At 54.9% G+C, this 20744-nt stretch carries 21 protein-coding genes and 5 pseudogenes; 4 read left to right on the plus strand and 22 right to left on the minus strand.

Translation table 11 applies throughout. From position 1 onward, the window contains the following. Nucleotides 1-70: 70 nt before the first annotated feature. Nucleotides 71-1015 (plus strand): IS5 family transposase, encoded by a 945-nt coding sequence (locus tag OZ656_RS12235; RefSeq protein ID WP_153741791.1) that lies wholly within the window; start codon nt 71-73, stop codon nt 1013-1015. 138 nt (nt 1016-1153) lie between these two features. On the opposite strand, the gene OZ656_RS12240 is transcribed toward OZ656_RS12235, so the two are convergent. The 5 genes and pseudogenes from OZ656_RS12240 to OZ656_RS12260 form a co-directional block, all read right to left on the minus strand. Next, entirely contained in the window at nt 1154-1372 is a 219-nt protein-coding gene (locus OZ656_RS12240; protein ID WP_379945215.1) for a GNAT family N-acetyltransferase, read from the minus strand. Between the two features lie 167 nt (nt 1373-1539). Continuing rightward, nucleotides 1540-1926 (minus strand): tautomerase family protein, encoded by a 387-nt coding sequence (locus tag OZ656_RS12245; RefSeq protein ID WP_199451784.1) that lies wholly within the window; start codon nt 1924-1926, stop codon nt 1540-1542. A gap of 87 nt (nt 1927-2013) precedes the next feature. Next, on the minus strand, nt 2014-2556 hold the full coding sequence (locus OZ656_RS12250) for a DinB family protein (RefSeq protein WP_199451783.1): 543 nt from the start codon (nt 2554-2556) through the stop codon (nt 2014-2016). A gap of 98 nt (nt 2557-2654) precedes the next feature. Next, nucleotides 2655-2825, minus strand: coding sequence for a hypothetical protein (locus OZ656_RS12255; RefSeq protein ID WP_379945226.1), 171 nt, complete (start codon nt 2823-2825; stop codon nt 2655-2657). Nucleotides 2826-2855: 30 nt separating this feature from the next. After that, nucleotides 2856-2966: pseudogene (locus OZ656_RS12260) on the minus strand (CPCC family cysteine-rich protein); the annotation flags it as partial. Between the two features lie 284 nt (nt 2967-3250). On the opposite strand from OZ656_RS12260, the pseudogene OZ656_RS12265 reads away from it, so the two are divergent. Next, a pseudogene (locus tag OZ656_RS12265) lies at nt 3251-4054 on the plus strand (IS256 family transposase); the annotation flags it as partial. A gap of 63 nt (nt 4055-4117) precedes the next feature. Here the strand turns inward: OZ656_RS12265 and istB (OZ656_RS12270) are convergent. Then, on the minus strand, nt 4118-4858 hold the full coding sequence (gene istB, locus OZ656_RS12270; RefSeq protein ID WP_011783606.1) for an IS21-like element helper ATPase IstB: 741 nt from the start codon (nt 4856-4858) through the stop codon (nt 4118-4120). Continuing rightward, nucleotides 4845-6322 (minus strand): annotated as a pseudogene (istA, locus tag OZ656_RS12275) (IS21 family transposase). The gene istB (OZ656_RS12270) and the pseudogene istA (OZ656_RS12275) overlap by 14 nt, the downstream one beginning before the upstream one ends. Nucleotides 6323-6459: 137 nt before the next feature. Between istA (OZ656_RS12275) and OZ656_RS12280 the strand changes: the two are divergent. Then, nucleotides 6460-6873: pseudogene (locus tag OZ656_RS12280) on the plus strand (transposase); the annotation flags it as partial. Nucleotides 6874-6885: 12 nt separating this feature from the next. Here OZ656_RS12280 and OZ656_RS12285 read toward each other — a convergent pair. The 14 genes and pseudogenes from OZ656_RS12285 to OZ656_RS12350 all read right to left on the minus strand — a co-directional run bounded on the left by OZ656_RS12285 (nt 6886) and on the right by OZ656_RS12350 (nt 18856). Next, a complete protein-coding gene (locus OZ656_RS12285) occupies nt 6886-7497 on the minus strand; it encodes an aspartate/glutamate racemase family protein (protein WP_379944534.1) in 612 nt (203 codons plus the stop codon). Between the two features lie 108 nt (nt 7498-7605). After that, entirely contained in the window at nt 7606-8061 is a 456-nt protein-coding gene (locus OZ656_RS12290; RefSeq protein ID WP_199451780.1) for a hypothetical protein, read from the minus strand. 72 nt (nt 8062-8133) lie between these two features. Then, entirely contained in the window at nt 8134-8529 is a 396-nt protein-coding gene (locus OZ656_RS12295; protein ID WP_199451779.1) for a hypothetical protein, read from the minus strand. A 387-nt stretch (nt 8530-8916) separates the two neighbouring features. After that, the gene (gene tnpC / locus OZ656_RS12300) at nt 8917-10518 is read right to left on the minus strand and encodes an IS66 family transposase (protein ID WP_114435615.1); all 1602 of its coding nucleotides are present in this window, start codon (nt 10516-10518) and stop codon (nt 8917-8919) included. A gap of 57 nt (nt 10519-10575) precedes the next feature. After that, complete coding sequence (gene tnpB, locus OZ656_RS12305) at nt 10576-10944, minus strand: IS66 family insertion sequence element accessory protein TnpB (RefSeq protein WP_114435616.1); 369 nt, start codon at nt 10942-10944, stop codon at nt 10576-10578. Continuing rightward, on the minus strand, nt 10944-11255 hold the full coding sequence (gene tnpA, locus OZ656_RS12310; protein WP_114435617.1) for an IS66 family insertion sequence element accessory protein TnpA: 312 nt from the start codon (nt 11253-11255) through the stop codon (nt 10944-10946). The genes tnpB and tnpA overlap by 1 nt, the downstream gene beginning before the upstream one ends. A gap of 337 nt (nt 11256-11592) precedes the next feature. After that, entirely contained in the window at nt 11593-12846 is a 1254-nt protein-coding gene (locus OZ656_RS12315) for an IS256 family transposase (protein WP_379944535.1), read from the minus strand. Next, the gene (locus tag OZ656_RS12320) at nt 12737-13483 is read right to left on the minus strand and encodes a hypothetical protein (RefSeq protein WP_379944536.1); all 747 of its coding nucleotides are present in this window, start codon (nt 13481-13483) and stop codon (nt 12737-12739) included. Before OZ656_RS12320 ends, OZ656_RS12315 begins: the two co-directional genes overlap by 110 nt. A gap of 67 nt (nt 13484-13550) precedes the next feature. After that, nucleotides 13551-13952: a hypothetical protein gene (locus OZ656_RS12325; RefSeq protein ID WP_379944537.1), complete on the minus strand. Its 402-nt coding sequence runs from the start codon at nt 13950-13952 to the stop codon at nt 13551-13553. A gap of 203 nt (nt 13953-14155) precedes the next feature. Continuing rightward, nucleotides 14156-15367, minus strand: coding sequence for a transposase (locus OZ656_RS12330; protein WP_379944538.1), 1212 nt, complete (start codon nt 15365-15367; stop codon nt 14156-14158). A gap of 64 nt (nt 15368-15431) precedes the next feature. Then, nucleotides 15432-16187, minus strand: a complete 756-nt coding sequence (istB, locus tag OZ656_RS12335) for an IS21-like element helper ATPase IstB (protein ID WP_375172571.1) — start codon at nt 16185-16187, stop codon at nt 15432-15434. Nucleotides 16188-16201: 14 nt separating this feature from the next. Further along, complete coding sequence (gene istA, locus OZ656_RS12340; RefSeq protein WP_375172572.1) at nt 16202-17725, minus strand: IS21 family transposase; 1524 nt, start codon at nt 17723-17725, stop codon at nt 16202-16204. A gap of 254 nt (nt 17726-17979) precedes the next feature. Continuing rightward, nucleotides 17980-18372 (minus strand): annotated as a pseudogene (locus OZ656_RS12345) (transposase); the annotation flags it as partial. Nucleotides 18373-18532: 160 nt separating this feature from the next. Then, entirely contained in the window at nt 18533-18856 is a 324-nt protein-coding gene (locus OZ656_RS12350; RefSeq protein ID WP_023009701.1) for a low molecular weight protein tyrosine phosphatase family protein, read from the minus strand. 108 nt (nt 18857-18964) lie between these two features. Here OZ656_RS12350 and OZ656_RS12355 point away from each other — a divergent pair, with 108 nt between their 5' ends. Beyond that, nucleotides 18965-19990 (plus strand): IS110 family transposase, encoded by a 1026-nt coding sequence (locus tag OZ656_RS12355; RefSeq protein ID WP_199451776.1) that lies wholly within the window; start codon nt 18965-18967, stop codon nt 19988-19990. Nucleotides 19991-20352: 362 nt separating this feature from the next. On the opposite strand, the gene OZ656_RS12360 is transcribed toward OZ656_RS12355, so the two are convergent. Further along, nucleotides 20353-20637 (minus strand): hypothetical protein, encoded by a 285-nt coding sequence (locus tag OZ656_RS12360; protein ID WP_199451775.1) that lies wholly within the window; start codon nt 20635-20637, stop codon nt 20353-20355. Nucleotides 20638-20744: the final 107 nt, after the last annotated feature.

A 20744-nucleotide genomic window follows, 5' to 3' on the forward strand; every position in this document is an offset into this window, starting at 1 on the left:
GAGGCTCTGAATAAGTCTCAAAATCAGCGATAATACGGTCATCGTCAACTGCACAGGATTCGTTGCCACCATGGATCAGATCACCTTCTCCGAAGCCGAGTACCAGACCAAGAAGCGTAAAACCCGCCGCGAGATTTTTCTGGAACGGATGGACAAGCTGATTCCGTGGAAGCAGTTGGAGAAGAAGGTAGCCCTATATTACCCCAAGGGCCAGACTGGCCGGCCACCGTATCCGCTGCCGACCATGCTGCGAGTCCACTGCATGCAATTGTTCTATAACCTCAGTGATCCTGCCATGGAAGACGCATTGTATGAGATCGAATCCATGCGCCAGTTCGCCGGCCTGAAGCTGGACCGATTGCCGGACGAAACCACCATTCTCAAGTTTCGTCATTTCCTGGAGCGCCATGGCCTTGGCAAGGTGTTGTTCAAAGAGGTGAACAAGCACCTGGAGAAAAATGGTTTGATGCTGCGTGAAGGCAGCATTGTGGATGCTTCCATCATTTCTGCACCAAGCTCCACGAAGAATGAAAGCGGCCAGCGCGACCCTGAGATGCGACAAACCAGAAAAGGCAACCAGTGGTACTTTGGCATGAAGATGCATATCGGCGTGGACGATACGCTCGGCTTGATCCACAGCATCGATACCACCGCTGCCAATGTCCACGACATCGTGTCCGCCGGCAACCTTCTTCACGGTGACGAGCTGCGCGTGTTCGGTGATGCCGGTTATCTTGGCATTCAAAAGCGGGATGAGCATAAAGATCGCCAAAATGTATCCTGGTTCATTGCCAAGCGCCCCGGTTCTCGTAAAAAACTGGACGACCGAAAGCTAAAGGCCGAGAAGCTCAAAGCCAGCGCCCGGGCCAAAGTGGAACACCCATTCCGGTACATCAAGCAGGTCTTTGGCTATAGCAAAGTTCGCTATCGCGGCTTGGCCAAAAACAGTAACCGATTGCACTTGCTGGCTGCGTTCAGCAACCTGCTGATGGGTGAAAAATACCTGCTGTCGTAGGGTCAGTTCGCCTGTTTTCCGCCAAAACGGCGGGAAATAGGCAAAAATCGAACAAAACAGAGGGTGATAACGCCAAAATCGCGCTTGAATGGCTTTTTTTCGAGTTGAAAAGCGATTCAGCGATAAATCAGGCGTTAATCAGACCCTCCCTAGATTGAATTCTTCGACATCGCCAACCAACTCAGGCCCAATGCCACAGAAGCCGATAAAATGCCCAGACTCCTTCTCACAAAATGCCCATGGCCCTATTCCCTGAGAGGCGTAACACTCAAGGCACCAATCAACGAACTTTCGAGTAGCTTCCTCGTCGCAAACTCCGCGAACGGAGAATTTCATGACTTCCGGATCACTGAGCATTGCGGTGAGCACCGGGACATCCTGATGGGATAGCTTCCTTGCAACCAACCTCTCTGTTTCAAACAATGACACCGCTCTCTCCCTGTGCTTCACGCCAGCAATAAAAGGCGCCCTGAAAAGGGCCTCCGGTGGGGGGCCTTTGGGCCGGAACGAATTTGATTGCCTTGTTACACATTGACTGAATACTTGAGGTCACACGCCTCATCTCCAGTCATGCCACGAAAGCCCCAACAGTGTGGCGGTTGCTCCTTGATCGTGACTTCAACATCTACGGGTGATATGCCAACCACGGACTCAATCTTCTTGAAGAGTTCCTTGATCAGGGCCTTTTGGGTCTCGGGATTTCGACCCTGCATCATATTGATCTCGATGGCCGTGTAAGCGGGTGTCCTGCCACCAGGATAATAAAAATCCTCGGTTTCCATAGGGATAAAACGATGAACCCGTTTGTCTTCCGGCATCCCAAGTACGGATTGCATACATCCGTGAATGACCTCAGAGAGCTGAGCCTTGATCGGGTTAAGGTGTTCTTTGATTCCATAGATGACTATCACGATGCCTCCTGCAATGTGTAACACCTGGGCTCAGTGGTCGATTTGGAGGCGCACCGCGCCGGAAAACCGGTTCGCTGGAGCCCCTGGTTATACATTGTTCCGATTCGGGATTAGTGCTAGCAAATCCGTTACCCCAACGTCTTCGCCAGATTGCGAAAGTAGCGTAGTTACCTGCCCTCGGTGATGAGTTTGATGGTTGAAGAAATGATAGATCAAGGAGGAAAATCGTTTGGTGGCGGGCACACCCTTGGTATTTTGATAGCTGAGAATAAAATCCAAATTACTATCAGTAAGCCCTGAAATCCATTTGATGATTTTCTCATCTAGCCACTTTCGGTGGCTATACAACTCATCAAGATCTTCGAAAATTATTTGGTTGAGGTTTTTGGGAGCCGCTAGCTCAGTGATTCCACGTAGCGCTTCAGCGCTTGCTGGATGCGCAGCAAACCTCTTGAGCCAAATCGTATCCCCAACAACGATATGATTTAGCGTACCCAATATTGACCCAAAGAAGGCGCTTCGATCTTCCAAAAGAGCCGCTTTGCTCAGGTTGCCTGCGGCTCCATATACCTTCCCATTCATCCACCGATTGTATTCGGCCATCAGTTCAAAATGTTGTTTCAAGCTCATCTGACTCAGATCCTTCTACTGTATGACGCTTACAGCATGCGCAGCCATGGAACGGAGCCGAAGGCGCAATGCAATGAGCGTCGCCGTGCCTGCATTGATTATGCGTCTTTCACATTTCCCCGAGGATCAACGACGAAATCTACTTTGTCACGCTTCAGTTGGCCGCTATTGGTTGGGGCTTCAAGCAACTGCCAACTTTCGTCTTTTTGGTAATCTTTACTTTCAGGTGTTTCGGCTAAAAATGCATGCTGCGCCTCTCGCAAACTCATGCCATTTGCACCGCCCACGTAGTCTGGATCTGAGCTCTGAACACCATCATCTTCCCATCCGCATAACTCACAAATTTCGTAAGTGCCGCCAGACGGCTCGTCCAGAGTTTTGTAACCACAGCATCTGCACGTGTATCTCAATTAAGCATCCATAGCGCGAAGCTTTGCGGAGTCCTTGTAAGGGAGGCAAAGCCGCAATGAAAAGGGCATTTGGCGGCCGTAGACCGCGAACTAGAGCGATTTGTTATCTAAGTTTTCCATTGAAGCTCGGTGAATGGCATCAATGTGGACCAAAGCACTGTCAACGTATTTGAACCCGCATTCATACCCATTGAAGGCCACGAAAAGATGAGGCTGTAAACCAAATTGTGTAACTGCCCACGACTGAGTAATCTTTTCAAAAGGATACCATCGTGGGTACGCAATTGGACCAAGAAAAACTTAAAGCCATGGCCGCCGAGCTGGCCAAAGACATCAAGTCTGAAAAAGATCTCGGAGCCCTCACACAGCAGCTGGTCAAGCTCACCGTCGAGACCGCACTCAACGCCGAACTGGATGAGCATCTTGGATACGAGAAGCACGCTCTTGAAGGCCGTGGCACCGGCAACAGCCGTAACGGCTATTCTGCCAAGCGCCTGAAGGGCCAACACGGCGAAGTACCGATACAGGCTCCTCGGGACCGGGACGGTTCCTTCGAGCCTCAGTTCGTCCGTAAAGGCCAGTCCCGCCTGACTCAGATGGATGACCAGATCCTAGCGCTTTACGCCAAGGGCCTGAGCACCCGAGACATCGTAGACGCCTTCAAGGAAATGTACGACGCCGACATCTCGGCGACTCTGGTGTCCAAGGTGACGGAGCGTGTGATCGATCAGGTTCACGAGTGGCAGAATCGCCCTGTTGATCCGATCTACCCCATCGTCTATCTGGACTGTATCGTTCTGAAAATTCGTCAGGACAAGAGGGTCATCAACAAGTCCCTATACCTGGCCCTGGGTATCAACATGGAGGGCCAGAAAGAGTTACTGGGCCTCTGGCTGGCCGAAACCGAGGGTGCGAAGTTCTGGCTATCGGTACTGACGGAACTGAAGAACCGTGGTTTGGAGGACATCTTGATCGCCTGTGTGGATGGCCTCAAAGGGTTCCCGGATGCCATTGCCGCTGAGTACCCCCAAACCAAGGTGCAACTGTGCATCGTGCACATGGTTCGCAATTCGCTGCGCTACGTGTCCTGTGTCAATGGCCATTTATTTTGACCCACCTTTGGCCAATAAAATTGACCCACCTTTCATAGTCTAGCTTGTTGTCTTCTGCTTTAGCCGATAGCTTTCTCCTCCCAACATAAAGATGTGTGAATGGTGGATAACCCGGTCAATGATCGGCACCGCCACGTTGTCGTCGTGGAAGAACTCGCCCCAGCTGGTGAAGTCCTTATTGGTGGTCAGGATGATTGAACGGTATTCGTATAGGCTGTTGATCAACTGGAACAGGTTGTATCGGGCCTGCCGGGTCATCGGTAGATAGCCCAGTTCATCAATGATCAGCAGGTCGTACTTGGCCAGTTGGCTGACCCGCTTTTTCAACTCACCCTTCATCTCGGCCAGCTCTAGTTCTTCCACCAGATCGAGAGCGTTGCGGAACAGTACCCGGTAGCCGGCCTCCACAGCTTTGTGGCCAATGCCGATGGCCAGGTGGGTCTTGCCTACACCGGGCGGGCCGATGAACACCAGGTTGTTTCGCTCGTCGATGAACTGGAAGTCCAGCAAGGCATTGACCTGGCGTTTGGTAATGGTGGTCTGGTGCCGGTAGTCGAAGCCCTCCAGGCGCTTCTCCGCTGGGAACGCAGCCATTTTCCGGTTCCGGCGGATGCGTTTGTCCTGGCGCTGGGTCAGTTCGTGCTCGGCAAGCCGGTCCGCGAAGCTGAGATAGGACATCTCGTTGGCTTCAGCCTCGGCCAGCAGGTTGGTCAGTTCGTCGGCGGCCGCGCTCAGGCGCAGGCTGCGGTAACGGGCCTCGGTCTGTTCAAGCTGGCTCATGGGTCACCCCCTGGCCACTGGAGCGGCCAATATGGCGGTAAGCGCTCAGATCCAGTGTTTCTTTTGGTTCCGATAGCGGTTCCGGCTGTCGCTCCCGGAGAACGGCGGCCTGGGCTGCTTCCAGATAACTTTGCAGCCGTGTCGCGGTCATGCCGGGACGCTCTGCCAGCGTCGTAATTAATGCCGGATCCACGGGCGCATGGCGCTTGAGCAGGTCACGGGCAGCCACCAGCTGGTCCTTGTAGATCTTGGGCTCGGAACGCTTGAGCTGTTGGCACAACCGTGGCCCGATGTCACTGCCGATCAGGTCGTTGATCTTACCCTCAAGGGCGGCCACCCGCTGGGCATGATCCCGGTAGTGGTGGGTGTTCTTGATCACCTTGCCTTTATCGGCACACAGAGCATGGCTGGCAATGACTTCCCCTGTGTTCAGGTCGCTGATGTGGAGTTGGCCGCCGGACTCCAGAACGCCCACCCGGGCCTGTTGCCAGGCCATGGGCACAGAGTACTTGTTGGCCTTCCAGGCGATCAGGCCGGTCTTGTCGGCTCGACGTGTCTCGTGGGCCACAGATTGCACGCAAGCTGGTGACAGGTAAGCCTCCAGGTGTTCTCGCTCATCCCGTTCGAAGCGTTCCCGGGGTGGCTCTCCGGTGGTGCCGTGGATGCGGACATTGGCTACGCTCTCAAGCCAGTCCTGCACGTGCTGGCGCACGTGCTCCTGGTCCCGGAAGACCTCACCGTAAAGGCAATCCTGCTTGACGTACTTCACGCCAGCTTCCACCTTGCCCTTGCTCTCCGGGTCATAACCTTCGCAGGCATGGATCCGGAACCCGGCCGTGGTGGCATACTCGTGGAACCGTTGGTTGAGGGTCAGCTCCCGGTACTGTTCGTTGATGACCACCAGCTTGGTCTGATCGTAGACGCATTCCTCCGGCAGGCCACCGAAGTAACGCAGGGCTTCGTTATGGAGTTGGATAAAGGTCTGGGTATCCAGTGGGCGGAAGGCCAGACCCACGTACATCAACCGCGAGTAGGACAGCACGAACACCACGAAGTGCAGCGTGCGCTCTTCGCCACCAATCAGCACGCCGCGCAACTCACCCGGGTCCACCTGACACTGAACACCCGGCACATCGTCCAGAATGGGTTCGTAATAGCGCATCTGGGCTGAGGCCACTTCCCCCTTGAGCGTTCGCACATAGCGGCGAATGGAACGATCCGAAGCTGGCAATTCACCAACCTTCGCTTGCAGCTTGCGGGCAATTTTGACGGCGCTGAGCTTGGGGAATTCTTTGAGAAGATGAATCAGATAATCCCGGTGATCATCGAGGCGCTTGGTGCGTGAGGGATCTTCTATCTGTTCCGAAATCGCGTTCTCATCCATCCGCAATACCGTTCCTGACTGATGGCGCGGATCGACAACCCTTTGCCGTTATCGTGCAGTGCCTTGATCTTGTGTATCACAACCCACTCCTTCACTGACATGCCCCCGGCCATCGATAAAAGCTGGGGACAGTAGCTGGTTCTGTGGCCTGACGGCCACTCGGAGGTGGGTCAAAATTAATGGCCAGTAGTGGGTCATTTTAATTGGCCATTAACAGTCCTGGAAGGACTACAAGGCTGTGACGGCCGATCTGAAGCAGATCTATCAGTCCGCCACGGAACATGAAGCCCGGCAGGCACTGGCGGCCTTTGGAGAGCGCTGGGACAGCCAATACCCACAGATCTCTCGTTCCTGGCAAAGCCACTGGGAGAACCTGATCACCATCTTCGAGTACCCGCCGGCGATCCGGAAAGTGATCTACACCACCAATGCTATTGAGTCACTGAACAGTGTCATCCGCAAAGCCACCAAGCGCCGGAAGCTGTTCCCAAGTGATGACTCGGCCCTGAAAGTGGCCTTCCTGGCGATCCAGCAGGCCTCAAAGAAATGGACCATGCCGATCCGTGATTGGAAGCCGGCATTGAATCGCTTTATTATCGAGTTCGGTGACCGCCTGGACGGCCACCTGTAATGGGGTGGGCAGTTACACAGATTTATTTACAGGCTCGAAAAGATCTGTGCCAGCAAGAACAACAGCTTGAGCACCTTGCTCGTCACACATCTTCTTGCCAGCCTGAAATATGGTCTCTCTTTGGTCTTCGTTTGCAGCACCAGAAACAGCAATGCTCATGTAGGCTTCATGGACTTTGTTTAGGCTATCGCCAGGCGGGACAATGATTTCGGTCTCTCGAAAGCTATCGAACAGCCGTGTCTCCATGACCACCTTGTTGCCCAATACGCCCACCCTTGTGTAGCCGTTTTGAATTAATGCGCTTTCGAGTCCAGACAACGCATTGATAATGGGAATGGGTGATACTTTTTCCAGTTTGGAAATGCAAAAATGTCCAGCTATTGACGTCACCGCCAATGCTTCGGCACCAGCCGCGCTCAAACGATTAGCCAATACTTCAAAAATCCTGACCTGCGCATCGACATCGCCAGCCTGAATGTTGCGTATCAAATCGCTCGCTTGGGCATGGCAAATGGTCAGCTCCATACGGCTATCACCATCTGATGCCTGATCGGCTTTCACCAAGTTACGATAATAGAACTCTGTTGCGGCTGGTCCGATACCACCGATTAGTCCAATGTGCATAGATACCTCCATGTGGTGAGTTCTTCTTAAAGATAACGCTGAAATAAACGGCGGCTCGACAGGGGCGTCCGGTGGAGACCGAAGGCCGGAACCAACTTAATTAACTTGTTACAGGGCATCGGTCAGTTCCTGAATTTGACGCCTACGCAGGGCTTCATAGTCTCGGAAAACCTGATGAAAACGATCCTTTCTTACGAAGGGAAACTGGAGATGGTAGTGACGGCTAAAGCCCTGAACGTGACGAGTTTCTTTGCCGTAGATCGGGTTTTCGTCACACCACTCATTGTTAACGCCACGCACAGTAGCTCTGTAAACGCTAATGGTTTGATCTTTGATATCCACGATGTAGGTGGCAAACGCACCTTTGATCAAGAGATAACCTTTGCATGACGACTGCTCAACAAACTTCGAGTAATCGGTTTGTCCAATCATGACCGGGACATCCCTAAACGTCTCAATTTCACCAAAATTCGTTTTGATCGTCATGCCGTAGGCATCACACCCCATCAGGAATTCTCCGAGAGGGTTGAGTTCAATATGCTCGACTAACGCTTCCCTTCTCATGATCTGCTTTGTGATTCCCTGTAACGCTGAACGACGCGGGGCGTCCTAGGCGTCCGTCTTCCATGACTTGTTTTACGTTCCATTTTTCCACTTCCCTATCAACCCGTATCCAGCAAGCAAAACACCCAAAACCAAAATAGTCCCTACAAAAGCAAAGAATCGATCATCGCCATTAGCTTGGCTTACTATTGGGTCGCCTCCGCGAATCGAAAGCTCCCCTGACAGCAGAGCAAATCCGGCTATGAAGATAAGTACCGCTCCTCCAGAGAGGCTCTTGCTGTATTCGCCAAGGCGTTTGTCTTTTCGCTGTGCTTCTATGAACTCGTCTCTCTCCTTTCCCTCATAGTTTTGGGCTTCAGTAAGTACCTCTTCATGCTCGGCTTTCGTAACCCGAGAGATCCAAAAGGGAGCCGCAAGGAAAACTCCAATAAATCCAAGTGGGATGAGCAGTATTAACAGAAATTCCACGAAAACTTCCTTGTGACGTTTAACGCTCGCATTTGCGGCTAGTTTGGAGCACAGCGGAAAACCAGTCCGACAACATGCTCTTGTTAAGAGATAGTGGCACGCTCCGCCTCATCAAGTTTCTTTAATGCGAACTCACCCCTTTCAGATACGGGCCGAGATTTATCCGAGATAAAACGCTCAGTAAACGTCCTGGCAACAGAACCTAAACTGTCTAGCTCTCGTATCAGAATCTCAGCTGAAACTCGCCTTACGATAGATGATCGATCTTCAGATGATTTTTTCAATAGTTCGAGCATTGGAGCTTTAACATTCAGCTTGCGCTCAGCAACGACAGGCTTTAGCCGGCCTTCACAATAACGTAAGCGCCGTTAAATCGACCCGCTTGCCCTAATCGTATTGAGCCACTTTTTTCGAAGCCGGCAACTCGGCATTCCAGGGCAGCAACGCTTCGAGCTTCTCCAGCGTGTCGGACTCAGCAATGCGTTCCAACACATGGTGGATATAAGCTGAAGGCTCCAGGCCATTGGCCTTGGCGGTTTCGATGAGCGAATAGCAGGTGGCGCTGGCTTTCGCCCCTTGTGAGGTATCGGCGAAGAGCCAGGCTTTTCTGCCGAGGGCAAACGGGCGGATGGCGTTCTCGGCTCCGGCATTGCTGATCTTCAGGTCACCGCGCTCACAGTAGCCGACCAGGTAGTCCCATTGGTTCAGGGTGTAATCCATGGCCTGACGGGTAAGCAGGCCTTTCATCACCTTGGGGGCATTTTTCTCCAGCCAGGCTTTAAAGGCGTTCAACAACGGCAGACTCTTTTCCTGGCGAACCCGATATCGCTCCGCGTCGCTCAGATCCCGGGCGGCCTTTTCAATGGCGTACAGTTTGCGGATGTGGCTCAGGGCTACATCCGCCTTTGAGGGTTGGCCTTTTTTGCCTTTGGCCGGTGCCGCCCGGGACGCCTCCACGTACTTACGTCTCGCGTGATCCCAACATCCGATCCGCGTCAGCTTGTTCGTGGCACAGACCTGCCCATAGCCGGAATAGCCATCGGCTTGCAGAATGCCCTGGAAGTCATCCAGCAGACGCACCGGTACCTTGCCACCTCGTGATGGATCATACTCGAACAGAACCGAAGGTTTTCCCGGTGGACCACCCCGGGTGACCCACATCCATTTGTCGGATTGGGCGGTCTTACCGTCTTCCTTGAGCACCTGGATCCGGGTTTCATCGGCTTGCAGGTAGTCACCGCTATTCTGGGTTTCCCGCATCAGGTTGATCAGCGGCTGGAAGACGTCATTCAGCCGGATGATCCAGTGAGCCATGCTGGTGCGGCTGACCTCGTGACCCAGACGCTTGAACATCTGCTCCTGACGGTACAGCGGCAGGCCGTCGGCGTACTTGGAGGTAATGAGGTAAGCCAGCAGTGACGGGGTGGCGATGCACTTGCCCAGCGGGCGCGCCGGACGGGCGGCCGCAACAATGCGCTCTTCGCCGTCCTGCTCGAACACGGCCTTTTCCTGCCAGTACTCCAGCACTTTCAGTTGAGCGGGGATGAACTCCAGTTCTTCCTTCACCTTGGTGAAGAAGGTCTTGCTGGCACCGGCTTTTTCTTCGTCGCTGAGGGTTAATTCAATACGCTCACGCAGCAGCGTATCGGAGAAACCACGTTGGCGGCGCTTGCGGGAACGGCGGGGTGTCTCTTCCTCTTCGACATCGTCGGGCAGCTCATCGCGCAGTACATCAATCTCGACTTCCAGCTCGACCTCATCGAACAGCAGGATCTGATTGGGCAGCTTTTCACTGCTGGCGGCGAACTGCTGGATCTTCTTATGGCGCAGCAGTTCTTCGAGGATCTCGATGCGAGCGTCTCGTCGCTGGATGGCGTCTTCTTTGGAGGCGAGTTGCTGCTGAAGGCCGCTGATAAGCGCCACCATCTCAGCGGTCGATAAACCGTTGAGATCCGGGGTTTTGAGGGCGTTATCAGGCGTTGATTTCATGGCGGAATTATAGCAAAAACAATGCCCTGGCACACCTAAAACGTAATGCAAAAAGGGCTATCCGACACTCTCATAGTGCAGGGTTTTATGGCCCCGCAACAGACTGATGTCGTAGCCGTCCAACAACCAGTTGATCTGTTCACCGGTCAGCGGCATCAGTTCATCCGCAGGCCCTGGCCACTTGAATTTCTCCTCAGCCAGGGCTTTGTAATAGAGCACAAAGCCGTTGTCTTCCCACATCAGGCATTTGATCTTGTTCCGCTGCCGGTTGGTGAAGGCGTAAAGTGCACCGGAGAATGGGCTGTGCCCCAGTTCCTGTTCCACCAGCAGGGCCAGGCCGTTGGCCTGCTTGCGGAAGTCGATGGGCTTTCGGTACAGGTAGATCTCCGGCAGATCCCAGGAAGGGCGCAGATAGCGGTGACGCATCACAGCTGTCTCAAGACGGCACCCAGCAAATCGATATTACCGGCATGCAGACCGGTGATCGATACGCCGCCGGGCAGTGACACGGTCAAACCGACTCCGGCATCCGGAGTCGGAGTCACGCGAGTGAATCCGGATCGAGCTTGAACCGGTTCATCACTGGATTCGGCACGGCCGGTCAGCTTCTGCCGCCAGTAGACAAACCGATGATAAACAAGCGACTCTTGTTTGCAGTAGGCTGCACCGGACAAGCCCGAAGCCTGCCAGTCCGACAGCGTCTGTTGCCAGAACTGGTGTAAATCAGGGGTAGTCATCAGATTCCTCCTTAATGTGAAAGCAGGAATCAGTGTGGCGAAACTCGGGCGTCAGCTACAGGTGCGGATTTATTGGCGCTTACACAATAACGTATATCGGTCCACTCCCATTTCCGGCCTTCCATCCATACAATCCGCCCTTCAAATAGGCTGCGGTATGCTTTAGCTCGAACCGACGGCTGAATCGCAAAACTAGCTATTTCTTCCATTTTTTCGTCAAGAATCGGTGTCCGGCCAAGTTGAGAAAAGAGCGATGGCATAGGCCCAGAAGCCGATGAAATCAACTTAGAACGAAGAGACTTTGCAATGAGTTATTGTCAAATCTGGTGTATGGGCATCAAGCCGCGTTCCTGTCTGATTGATCCTGTACTTGCTCGCCGTCCTTGAACTTCACGTTGTTGACCACGAGGGCCAGCAGATCAAATCCCTTGATCCGTTTCCAGCGCTTCTGCGCGGTTTCCAGTAGCTTGTAGACCATCGCCAGCGTGGTCTCTCGGGAGCCGCAGTTCCGCGCTCTCTTGCTTCTCAGGCGCACCGTCGAAAACGTCGATTCGATCGGATTGGTCGTCCGGATATGGATCCAGTGTTCTGCCGGGAAGTCGTAGAAGGCCAGCAGCTCCTCACGATCCTTGCGCAGCCGTTCCATGGCGCCGGGATACTTCGACTCGAAGCGAACCAGAGTCCGGTCAAAGGCCTTGTGTGCGTCAGCCCGCGTCTCGGCCATCCAGATCTCATGCAGCGCCGCCTTGACTTTCGGTTGCACCGACTTTGGCAGCGCGGACAGGATGTTCGCCGTCTTGTGCACCCAGCAGCGCTGATGGCGGGTGTCCGGATAGCACTTGGCCAGTGCTTTCCAGAAGCCCAGGGCACCGTCACCGATCGCCAGCTTCGGGCTGGTCGTCAGGCCCCGGGCCCGCAGTCCCGACAGCAGTTCTGACCAGCTGGCCTCCGACTCTCGGTAGCCGTCCTCAACCGCAACCAGCTCCTTGCGCCCATGCTCCGTCACGCCGATGATCACCAGCAGGCAGAGGCGGTCATCCATGCGCACGTTGCTGTATACGCCGTCAGCCCACCAGTACACGTAGCGCTTCTGGCTCAGATCACGCTGACACCAGCGCCGGTGATCGTCAATCCAATGCTGCTTCAACCGGCTGATGGTGTTGGCGGACAGCCCCTTGGCCTGATCGCCCAGCAATGCAGCCAGTGCATCCTGGTAATCGCCGGTACTCACACCCTTCAGATACAGCCAGGGCAGCAGCTCCTCGACACTTCGAGCCCGCTTCAGGTATGGCGGCAACAAAGCACTGTTGAAGCGGACGCCGGAGCCGCTGCGATCCCTGACCTTGGGGACCTTGATCTCGACATTGCCGATGCCGGTCTGGACGGTACGCTCGGGCAAATAGCCATTGCGCACCACGGCCTTGCGACCATCCGGCAGCCGATGCTCAGCATGCTGCTCCAGTAGCACTTGGAGCTCGGCCTCAACGGCTTGTGCGATCAACTCGCGTGCACCGCTGCGTAACAACTCGGTCAGCGGATCTGTTACCTGTTCTTCTGGTTGTGAAAGCGCTCTCAGGGTAGACTGGGTCATGGCGTATCATTCTCTGTTGGTTGTGATTCTTGCCGGAATCAATCAACAGGATACGCCATCCTTCTATCTCCCCGTACACCAGAAATGACCATAACTCCTTTGCAATTTTCTCTTCACAGATAATTTGAAGAAGAACTTCTTTATCTCCTTCTTCGATCCTGCCCCAAGAGTTCCAATTGGAAAGCGCAATGCTTAGCGCCTCAACGACATAATCAGGATCTGTAGATCCTGCTATCTCTGGTAGTTTTTCTCTTGCAGCCTTGCGAACTTGAGGCACCCAATCATTAAGCCTGCGAACTGCTAGAGAAAAAAAGAATGCATTCGGCGCGGCCCCTGACAGGGCTCGTAGAGCTTTTTCTCGCCTGTAACCATCCCAGCTAATCAGGTCAAGCCAGGTTATAAATTCCTTGGGCTTTGACCAAACCTTCCATTTCGGAGTGCTGGACTCTCTTAACGCCGAAGAAAACTCAGAGCGAATCAAACGCTCCCAGTAGTCAAAGCTGGAAAGAGGCAAATTATCGGTTACATCAATCAGTGCAGACATATCAGCAACGACTTTGCTTCCTGAACGAATTGAGTTTGCAAAGTCTTGTACTGCCGAAATAACCTGGTCTTCGATTGTCTGCAATTGTTGCATTTACTGCTCGCCTCTTAACGCCTTGGGTAAGCTGACAGGACAGAGCGTAGCGGAGTACCGGTCGGCCTCACCTACTGGTATAAATTGCAGCCAAGCTTGAGACCATGCTTTTGATCGATTCGATCTCAGCGTCACGGTCGACTGCCTGGCAGTTGTATGTGATGAACAGAGCCTTTGGCCCACTGGCCACATACCATAGCTGCCAAAATTCATTGTCCGAACCAAATGCTAAAGTGAACCCTTTGAAGTCGCCAGCGGAGGTTTCCGTCAGTTTGGCACCGGCCTCTATGTGCTCTTGCGCCAGCCCTCTTAAGTCTTCTTCCGTGACCATTCCTTCTTTGGAATAGCTACTGATCTCGAGTGCTCCGACGCCTTCCGGATGAAAAACGATTGAGCAACCTTCTTCATGCTCTCCTAGCCACCCGGGCAGCAAATTGATTCGCCAGTTTGGTCCATCGAACTGATTCATAATTATTGCAACTTAACGAGGCTGTAGAAAAACCCGATTCCGAGTCATTCCAAAGGCCTGGTTCCTGTAATTTTTATCGCGGCCATCAACTGGCCGATTCCCGTGATTTCGATGTTCGGCCATCCGCTTCGGCCTTTTGGGGCTCCTGGATCCGGTATTGCTGGTGTCCAGCAGATGCTCGTCCGGGACTTCCACTCTCGGCATTACGCCACCATCCGCCCGTAATTCGCCAGCTTCTCAATATTGTGCACCAGGCAGTATAGCTGCCACTGGCCCTGCACCTTCTTTTTGCCCCGCAAACTGAAGCGATTCAGGCCCTTGTTCGTGCCGATGTTGCCGAACACTGGTTCCACCACCGACATCCGGTGACTGTAGATCTCTTTGCCTTGCGGACTGTCTACCCGGTGCTTCATCCAGTCGGTGTAGTTGGGCAGGCGCTTGTTCTCTATGGTGAACGAGACCTGCCTTCCTGAACCTTTGCGATGATTGGCGGACGCCGGATTCTGCATGCACTGGCGCTTCTTCGTGCAGTGCCGGCATTGCAGCAAACGACCTTCGAAATGCACCCGGATTTTGCCATTCTCGGCTTTGCGTTTGCCTTGGTAGCTAATGGCATTGCCTGCCGGGCAGATGCACGTCAGATTCACCGGATCGAACTGGAATTCACGGGCTGGGATGATGTCTTTCCGGCCCGTGGTTGGCTGGTTCTGATGGCGTTTGCCGTATTTGTCTTTCTGGTTCTGGAACTTCGGGTCGCGACTGCGGAATTTGTTATCGGGCACGTAGCCGTTGATCTGCCGTTCGTGCAGGTACTTCATGTTGGCTTCATTGGCGAAGCCGGTGTCGGCCGTAACGACGGTGCCTTGCTGGTAAATGTTGTCGGCGATACCCAGCTTCCTGAACCGAGCTTCGACACTCTCCAGCACCGGTTGCAGGGTGTGGTGTTCCTGGCCTTCGCCAAAGGCCTGGGCGTCGATGATGACCTGGTGTTTCTTGTCCACCGTGGCCACGCCGTTATAGCCCTGGATCGTGCCCTTGCTGGTGGTCATTTTGGCGCTTTCGTTATCGGTGAGGTTGCTCTTCACTTCCTTGTTCCGTTTCCCCCGGCCCATCCTTGGGCGGTTCGTCTTTAGGAAGCGGTCGACTTTCTTCGCGGCCTCATCCAGGGACAGGATGGTTTTCGCTCGTCGGATATCCCGGTCCAGTTCAGCTTCAGTCTCTGCCTCATCCCGCTCGTAATGGGCCTTGAGGTGATGGCGAACCAGGCGTCGCAGCTTGGTGCGTTTCTCTTCCAGCTCTTCGAAGGTGCCAGACCATTCCTTGGCCGCGTTCGACGGCATCTTGCAGCCGTCGATGGCGAAGAGTTCGTTACCCAGCAGGCCCTGGTGCGTATTCCGGCGAACGTGACCGGTCATTCCGGGGATCGTGACCGATTCGCACACGGCCATCACGCTGGAGCTAGTTTTGTACTCTGAGCGGTCACGATGGGTCAACCGATTCCGTGTTTTGTGCTTTCGCTTTTCGCAGTGATTCCCCCTTCAGATTGAGTCGGTGAGCGCCGTGCAGGAGCCTGTCCAGAATGGCGTCGGCGAGCGTGGCGGAGCCGATGTAGTCGTGCCAGTGTTCGGTTGGTAACTGGCTGGCGATGAGCGTTGAGCCTCGCCCGTGCCGGTCTTCAATCACTTCCATCAGATCCTGTCGTTGTTGCGCGGTTACCTTCTGCATGCCCCAGTCGTCCAGGATCAGCAGGTCGGTCTTCAGCAACTGGTTCATCAGCCGCGCGTAGCTGCCATCGCCGTGGGCGATGCGCACCTGATCGAACAGGCGCGGCACTCGCAAGTAGCGAACCGAGAGCCCCTGCCGGCAGGCCTGGTTGCCCAGGGCGCACGCCAGCCAGGTCTTGCCACAACCGGTCGGGCCGGTGATGCACAGGTTCAGGGATTGGCGGATCCAGTCACAGCTGGCCAGGCCCGCCATGCGGGAGCGTTCCAGCCCCCGTGGATGGCGGTAATCGATGTCTTCCACGCAGGCAGGCACTCGCAACCGGGCTGCCTTCAGCAGCCGCTCTAATCGGCGGTTTTCCCGGTGCAGCACCTCCCGGTCGATCAGTAAGGCCAGGCGTTCCTCGAACGCCAGGTCGTGGGTGTCGGGCTGTGCCCGTTGTTGTTCCAAGGCATCGCACATGCCTGTCAACTTGAGCTGGCGCAGGGTGTCGAGGGTGTTTTGAGTCAACATCAGTTTCTCCGGTATCAGTGGTAGTAGCGGGACCCGCGAACGTTGGTGTGAACGGGCAGATCGGCCAGTTCCGGTTCTTCCTCGTTCAGTGGCAGAGGCAGCTGATCCAGACCCTGCTTCAGGATCGAGCTGATGCTCTGGTAGCTTGCCGAGTTGATGGCCAGTGCTCGGCTACAGGCCTGCTCCAAGCGGTCACGGCTGTAGCGTCGACTCAGGTTCAACAGCCCCAGGCAGGCCCGGTAGCCATGCTCGGGATGCGGACGATCCTTGAGCTGTCGCTGTACCACGTCGAGCGTGGCGGGACCGATGTCAGTGGCCCAGTTCAGGAACCGCCCGGGCGACCAGTTCTGATGGGCCTGATGGGACTTAGGCATGTGCTCGGTCAGGGTGACGAAGCGGCCCTTGCCATGCCGAGGGTGCAGGGCCACCCGCTGGCCTTTGTGCATGACCTCAACGGACGTATCGGTAACCCGAACATCTAGCTTCACCCCCACTAGGGCGTGAGGCACGCTGTACAGGCGTTTGTCGATCTCGATGTGGTAGTCGATGCCGGGTCGCGCCTTGCGCCACTCGGCATAGACGTAAGGTGTTGCAGGCAGAGGCCTCAGTGCTGGACGATCCAGTGCCTCGAACAGGCTCTGGCGGCTCTCGGAGCGTCCCTGGAACGGGCGCTGATTCAGGGCCGGTAACAGATCCGCAATGGCCGTATTCAGTTCGGCCAGGGAGAAGAACATCCGGTGCCGTAACCGGGCCAGTATCCAGCGCTCGACCAGCAACACGGCGGCTTCGGCCTTCGCTTTATCCTTGGGTTTGTAAGGGCGTGCTGGCAATACGGCGGTCTGGTAGTGGGCGGCCAGTTCGGCGTAGGTCTCGTTGATCTGAGGCGTGTATCGGTCTGCCTTGGTAACCGCTGCCTTGAGATTGTCGGGCACCAACAGCTCAGCTACCCCGCCGTAGAACGCCAGCATCCGCTGGTGGGAGGCGATCCAGTCCGGCAGGCTCTGGCTCCAGGTGGCCTCGGCGAAGGTGTAGCTGGACGCGCCCAGCACGGCCACAAAGACCTGGGCCTTGCGCATCTCACCGGTGCTGCGGTCCACCACTGGCACGGTGGGACCGCAGTAGTCGATAAAGATCTTCTCACCGGCCCGGTGGACCTGGCGCATGCTGCGCCTCTGCCGGCCGCGCCAGAGCCGGTAGTGATGGCAGAACTGGCTGTACCGGCGGGCCTTGTCGCCGTGGCGCTCCACATATTCGGCCCAGAGCAGTTGCAGGGTGACGCCCTTGGTCTTCAGCTCCTGATGGACCTGGAAGTAGTCGGGTTCAGCAAATCGAGATGGGGGTGTCTTGGCCGGGAACAGCAGGGCCTCTAACCGTACTTCATCCGTGCCTTCCGGCAACGGCCAGGTGATGCCCTGCGCAGTGGCCAGGCTGACATACTTGCCGACCACGCCCTTGGAGAGCCCGCAGGCACGGGCAATGCGCTCATGGCTTAGGCCCGCTTCGTACTTGAGGCGCAAGACCTCGATGATCTGTCGCATGGAAATCCTCGCTGCCGGCATCCGCCCTTCCTCGTGATGAAAAAGAAACAGGTATGCCGGATAAAGTTGAAGAATTCCAGCGTGTTGGCAGTGATTCCGGAGGAACGTGACCGGTGATTCCGGCATCGTGACCGGCGATTCCGGAAAAGCACCCGAAATCGGTCACGATAAAACGGAATCAGTGGTCACGATCGCCCGGAACAGGCGGTCACGTTCAAACGGAATGGGTGGTCACGATGGGCCGGAATACGCACCTGGTCGTGGCACACCAGCAGCACCTGCTCGAACAGCTCTTCGATTTCATCCGAGTGACTGCTGACGAACTTGGCCAGGGTGGTGAAATGTGGAACCGTATCGCAGGACAGGGCCTTGAAGATGATGTTGGTCTCGCAGCACCACTGCATCTCGCGGCTGGAGGTGATGCCCTTGGAATAAGCGAACAGGATGATCTTCAGGAGAATGGCCGGATCGTAGGCCAGCCGACCGGTGTCTTCATTGCGGTACTTGGGATGAAACACCGACAGGTCCAGCTTGTGCTCGATCAGGTAGTGCACCGCGTGTTCAAAGGTGCCGGGTTGGAGCTGTTCCTGGTAATTGATGACGACCATGGCATCCTGGTCGTAGTTGTAATGCTTGAAGCGGGGCATCTGACCACTCCTTGTCCGTTTGCCTGATGCTACCAAAACCGAGGGGGATTTCGGGGTTTTTCTACAGCCTCAACGCTGATGGTAACCGGCGCCGGAGCGCCAGCGTAGGGAACCAAAAGCGGCACGCTTTTGGCGTCCGGTTGACTGCCTTGTTAAGTGTTTACCGCAGAAATTGCGGGATTCTTGACCTAAAAATATCAACCAACTCTGGGGCCATGTACTCATAATTATCTGGGATGCCCAAACAGATCAATTTTTGATTTTTTAGATGTTCTCTGAATCTCGTTCGCAATTTACGTTTATGGGCGTTTTCCATAACGAAAATAACCTCAGCCCATTCTATGTCTTCAGCTCCTAGAGGCACCTCTGCATCATTATTCAAGCCTGCTGACCTGACTTCGACATTTGGTTCTTCGCTGAAAACAGCCTCAGCTGTCGGGGAGCGAAGCTTGTTCTGACTGCAAACAAAAAGGATTCTAGTCATTGTTCCTGATGACACTTAACGAATGATATGGACTCCCCCTGCTCCCTCGGCATCGATGTGCCACATTGAAGGTGTCGAAGTCTTCAAGCGAAAGCAGGAGGAGTCATCATGAATGTTACAACCATCGGCATCGATCTGGCGAAAACTGTGTTCAGTATTCATGGCACCGATCAACACGGCAAGGTCGTGGTTCGCAAACGGCTGAATCGCCCCAAATTGTTGGCATTCTTTGCCCAACTGCCACCTTGTCTGATTGGCATGGAAGCTTGCTCCGGCGCGCACTACTGGGCGCGTGAAATGACCAAGCTCGGCCACGATGCCCGAATCATCGCTCCCCGGTTCGTGGCACCTTATCGCAAGAGCAGCAAGAACGACGACAACGATGCCGAAGCTATCTGTGAAGCGGTCAGCCGACCCAATATGCGCTTCGTTCCAATTAAGACCGAGGATCAGCAAGCGACACTCAGCCTGCATCGGATTCGTCGAGGGCTCACCAAAGAGCGCACCGCCCAAATCAATCAGATTCGAGGCTTGCTGGCCGAGTTCGGATTGATCATTCCCCAGGGACGTTACGCCGCACGCCGCCGGGTTCCGGAGATCCTTGAGGACGCCGAAAACGGCCTGCCCATGCTGGCCCGTCGCCTACTCAACAACATTAACCAGCGCATCCTTCAGCTGGATGAGGAAATCCTCGCTTATGATCGGGAAATCGAAGCCATGGCACGGCGTGACGAACAGGCAAAGCGTCTGATGGCCATACCCGGCATTGGGCCTCAAACTGCCACCGCCTTGTTAGCCAGTGCACCTGATCCCAGGCAATTCAAAAGCGGTCGGCACTTTGCTGCCTGGCTCGGATTGGTGCCCAGACAATACTCGACCGGAGGGAAGCCCCGACTGGGCAGAATCACCAAGCATGGCGACAAATACCTGCGAACGTTGTTAATCCACGGCACCCGGGCGGTGATTGCAACGATCGATACGAAAGAAGATCGACTCAGCGCCTGGGCGAAAGAGCTCAAAGAGCGCCGGGGATACAAACGGGCCGCCGTGGCAATGGCAGCCAAGAACGCCCGAATCGTATGGGCACTACTCATGAACCAGACAGAATTTAAAACGCAGCCCGTGGAAGGCTGATAACCGAGTACCAACGACAGGCAGAACACGCCTGCCAGCCGAGTCTTGCAACGGCAAGCGATGACGGAACGGTCAGACCGAGAGTGAGAGAGTCTGTTTATGCTGACGGCCCTTAAAGGCCGACTAACGAATGAGACCCTTACTCACACGCATCATCATCCTGGCCCGGGCAGTAACGCCCACACAGAGGCCGAATGTAGAGCTGCAGTCTCAAACCGCTTCGGATTTAAATGGCGTTGCTTGACCGCAGGGGGAGTCCATGTAGCCTGCGTAAACGGCGGCTTTTGCGCAGCGAAGCGGAGAAAAAGCTGTCCGGTGGAGGGCCGTCAGGCCCGGAACGTATTTGACGCACTGGTTATACGTTACTCAATCTCGATACCTGTGCCATCGTTGGACAAACCGGATGGACCTCTATTAATGCGTGACCGGCAATCCCCTGTCGGAAGATCTACAACCGAGCTTCCAGAATCCAGATTTTGTTTCCCGCCCTGGCTGCTTGCCCACGGCCAAATGCCCGAAAACAAAATAAGCCCCGCAAAGCCGGCAAGATAAAACATCTCGGCCTGTTCGCTAAACAAACCAAACAGAGCCAGACCAGCTGAACTGGCCAGGATGAATGCTGCAATTGCCTTTCGATCTTTATGCACTTCGTCTCGGATCTATTTGCGTATAACGCTTTGCTCACCGGTAAATTGCGAGTGCAGCGAGTAATTTATCCGCGTGCAGCAACTTGTTATATGCCGGAACCGCCAAT

The organism is Marinobacter sp. LM1 (assembly GCF_042763285.1).
GTDB lineage: Bacteria > Pseudomonadota > Gammaproteobacteria > Pseudomonadales > Oleiphilaceae > Marinobacter > Marinobacter nauticus.

Bases quoted from the DNA above. Each gene is read 5' to 3' on its own strand.
- OZ656_RS12235 (WP_153741791.1), top strand. From the start codon at position 71: ATGGATCAGATCACCTTCTCCGAAGCCGAGTACCAGACCAAGAAGCGT.
- OZ656_RS12240 (WP_379945215.1), bottom strand. From the start codon at position 1,372: ATGCTCAGTGATCCGGAAGTCATGAAATTCTCCGTTCGCGGAGTTTGC.
- OZ656_RS12250 (WP_199451783.1), bottom strand. From the start codon at position 2,556: ATGAGCTTGAAACAACATTTTGAACTGATGGCCGAATACAATCGGTGG.
- OZ656_RS12255 (WP_379945226.1), bottom strand. From the start codon at position 2,825: ATGAGTTTGCGAGAGGCGCAGCATGCATTTTTAGCCGAAACACCTGAA.
- istB (WP_011783606.1), bottom strand. From the start codon at position 4,858: ATGAGCCAGCTTGAACAGACCGAGGCCCGTTACCGCAGCCTGCGCCTG.
- OZ656_RS12285 (WP_379944534.1), bottom strand. From the start codon at position 7,497: ATGCACATTGGACTAATCGGTGGTATCGGACCAGCCGCAACAGAGTTC.
- OZ656_RS12290 (WP_199451780.1), bottom strand. From the start codon at position 8,061: ATGAGAAGGGAAGCGTTAGTCGAGCATATTGAACTCAACCCTCTCGGA.
- tnpC (WP_114435615.1), bottom strand. From the start codon at position 10,518: ATGAAATCAACGCCTGATAACGCCCTCAAAACCCCGGATCTCAACGGT.
- tnpB (WP_114435616.1), bottom strand. From the start codon at position 10,944: ATGCGTCACCGCTATCTGCGCCCTTCCTGGGATCTGCCGGAGATCTAC.
- tnpA (WP_114435617.1), bottom strand. From the start codon at position 11,255: ATGACTACCCCTGATTTACACCAGTTCTGGCAACAGACGCTGTCGGAC.
- OZ656_RS12315 (WP_379944535.1), bottom strand. From the start codon at position 12,846: ATGACCCAGTCTACCCTGAGAGCGCTTTCACAACCAGAAGAACAGGTA.
- OZ656_RS12320 (WP_379944536.1), bottom strand. From the start codon at position 13,483: ATGCAACAATTGCAGACAATCGAAGACCAGGTTATTTCGGCAGTACAA.
- OZ656_RS12325 (WP_379944537.1), bottom strand. From the start codon at position 13,952: ATGAATCAGTTCGATGGACCAAACTGGCGAATCAATTTGCTGCCCGGG.
- OZ656_RS12330 (WP_379944538.1), bottom strand. From the start codon at position 15,367: ATGACCGGTCACGTTCGCCGGAATACGCACCAGGGCCTGCTGGGTAAC.
- istB (WP_375172571.1), bottom strand. From the start codon at position 16,187: ATGTTGACTCAAAACACCCTCGACACCCTGCGCCAGCTCAAGTTGACA.
- istA (WP_375172572.1), bottom strand. From the start codon at position 17,725: ATGCGACAGATCATCGAGGTCTTGCGCCTCAAGTACGAAGCGGGCCTA.
- OZ656_RS12350 (WP_023009701.1), bottom strand. From the start codon at position 18,856: ATGACTAGAATCCTTTTTGTTTGCAGTCAGAACAAGCTTCGCTCCCCG.
- OZ656_RS12355 (WP_199451776.1), top strand. From the start codon at position 18,965: ATGAATGTTACAACCATCGGCATCGATCTGGCGAAAACTGTGTTCAGT.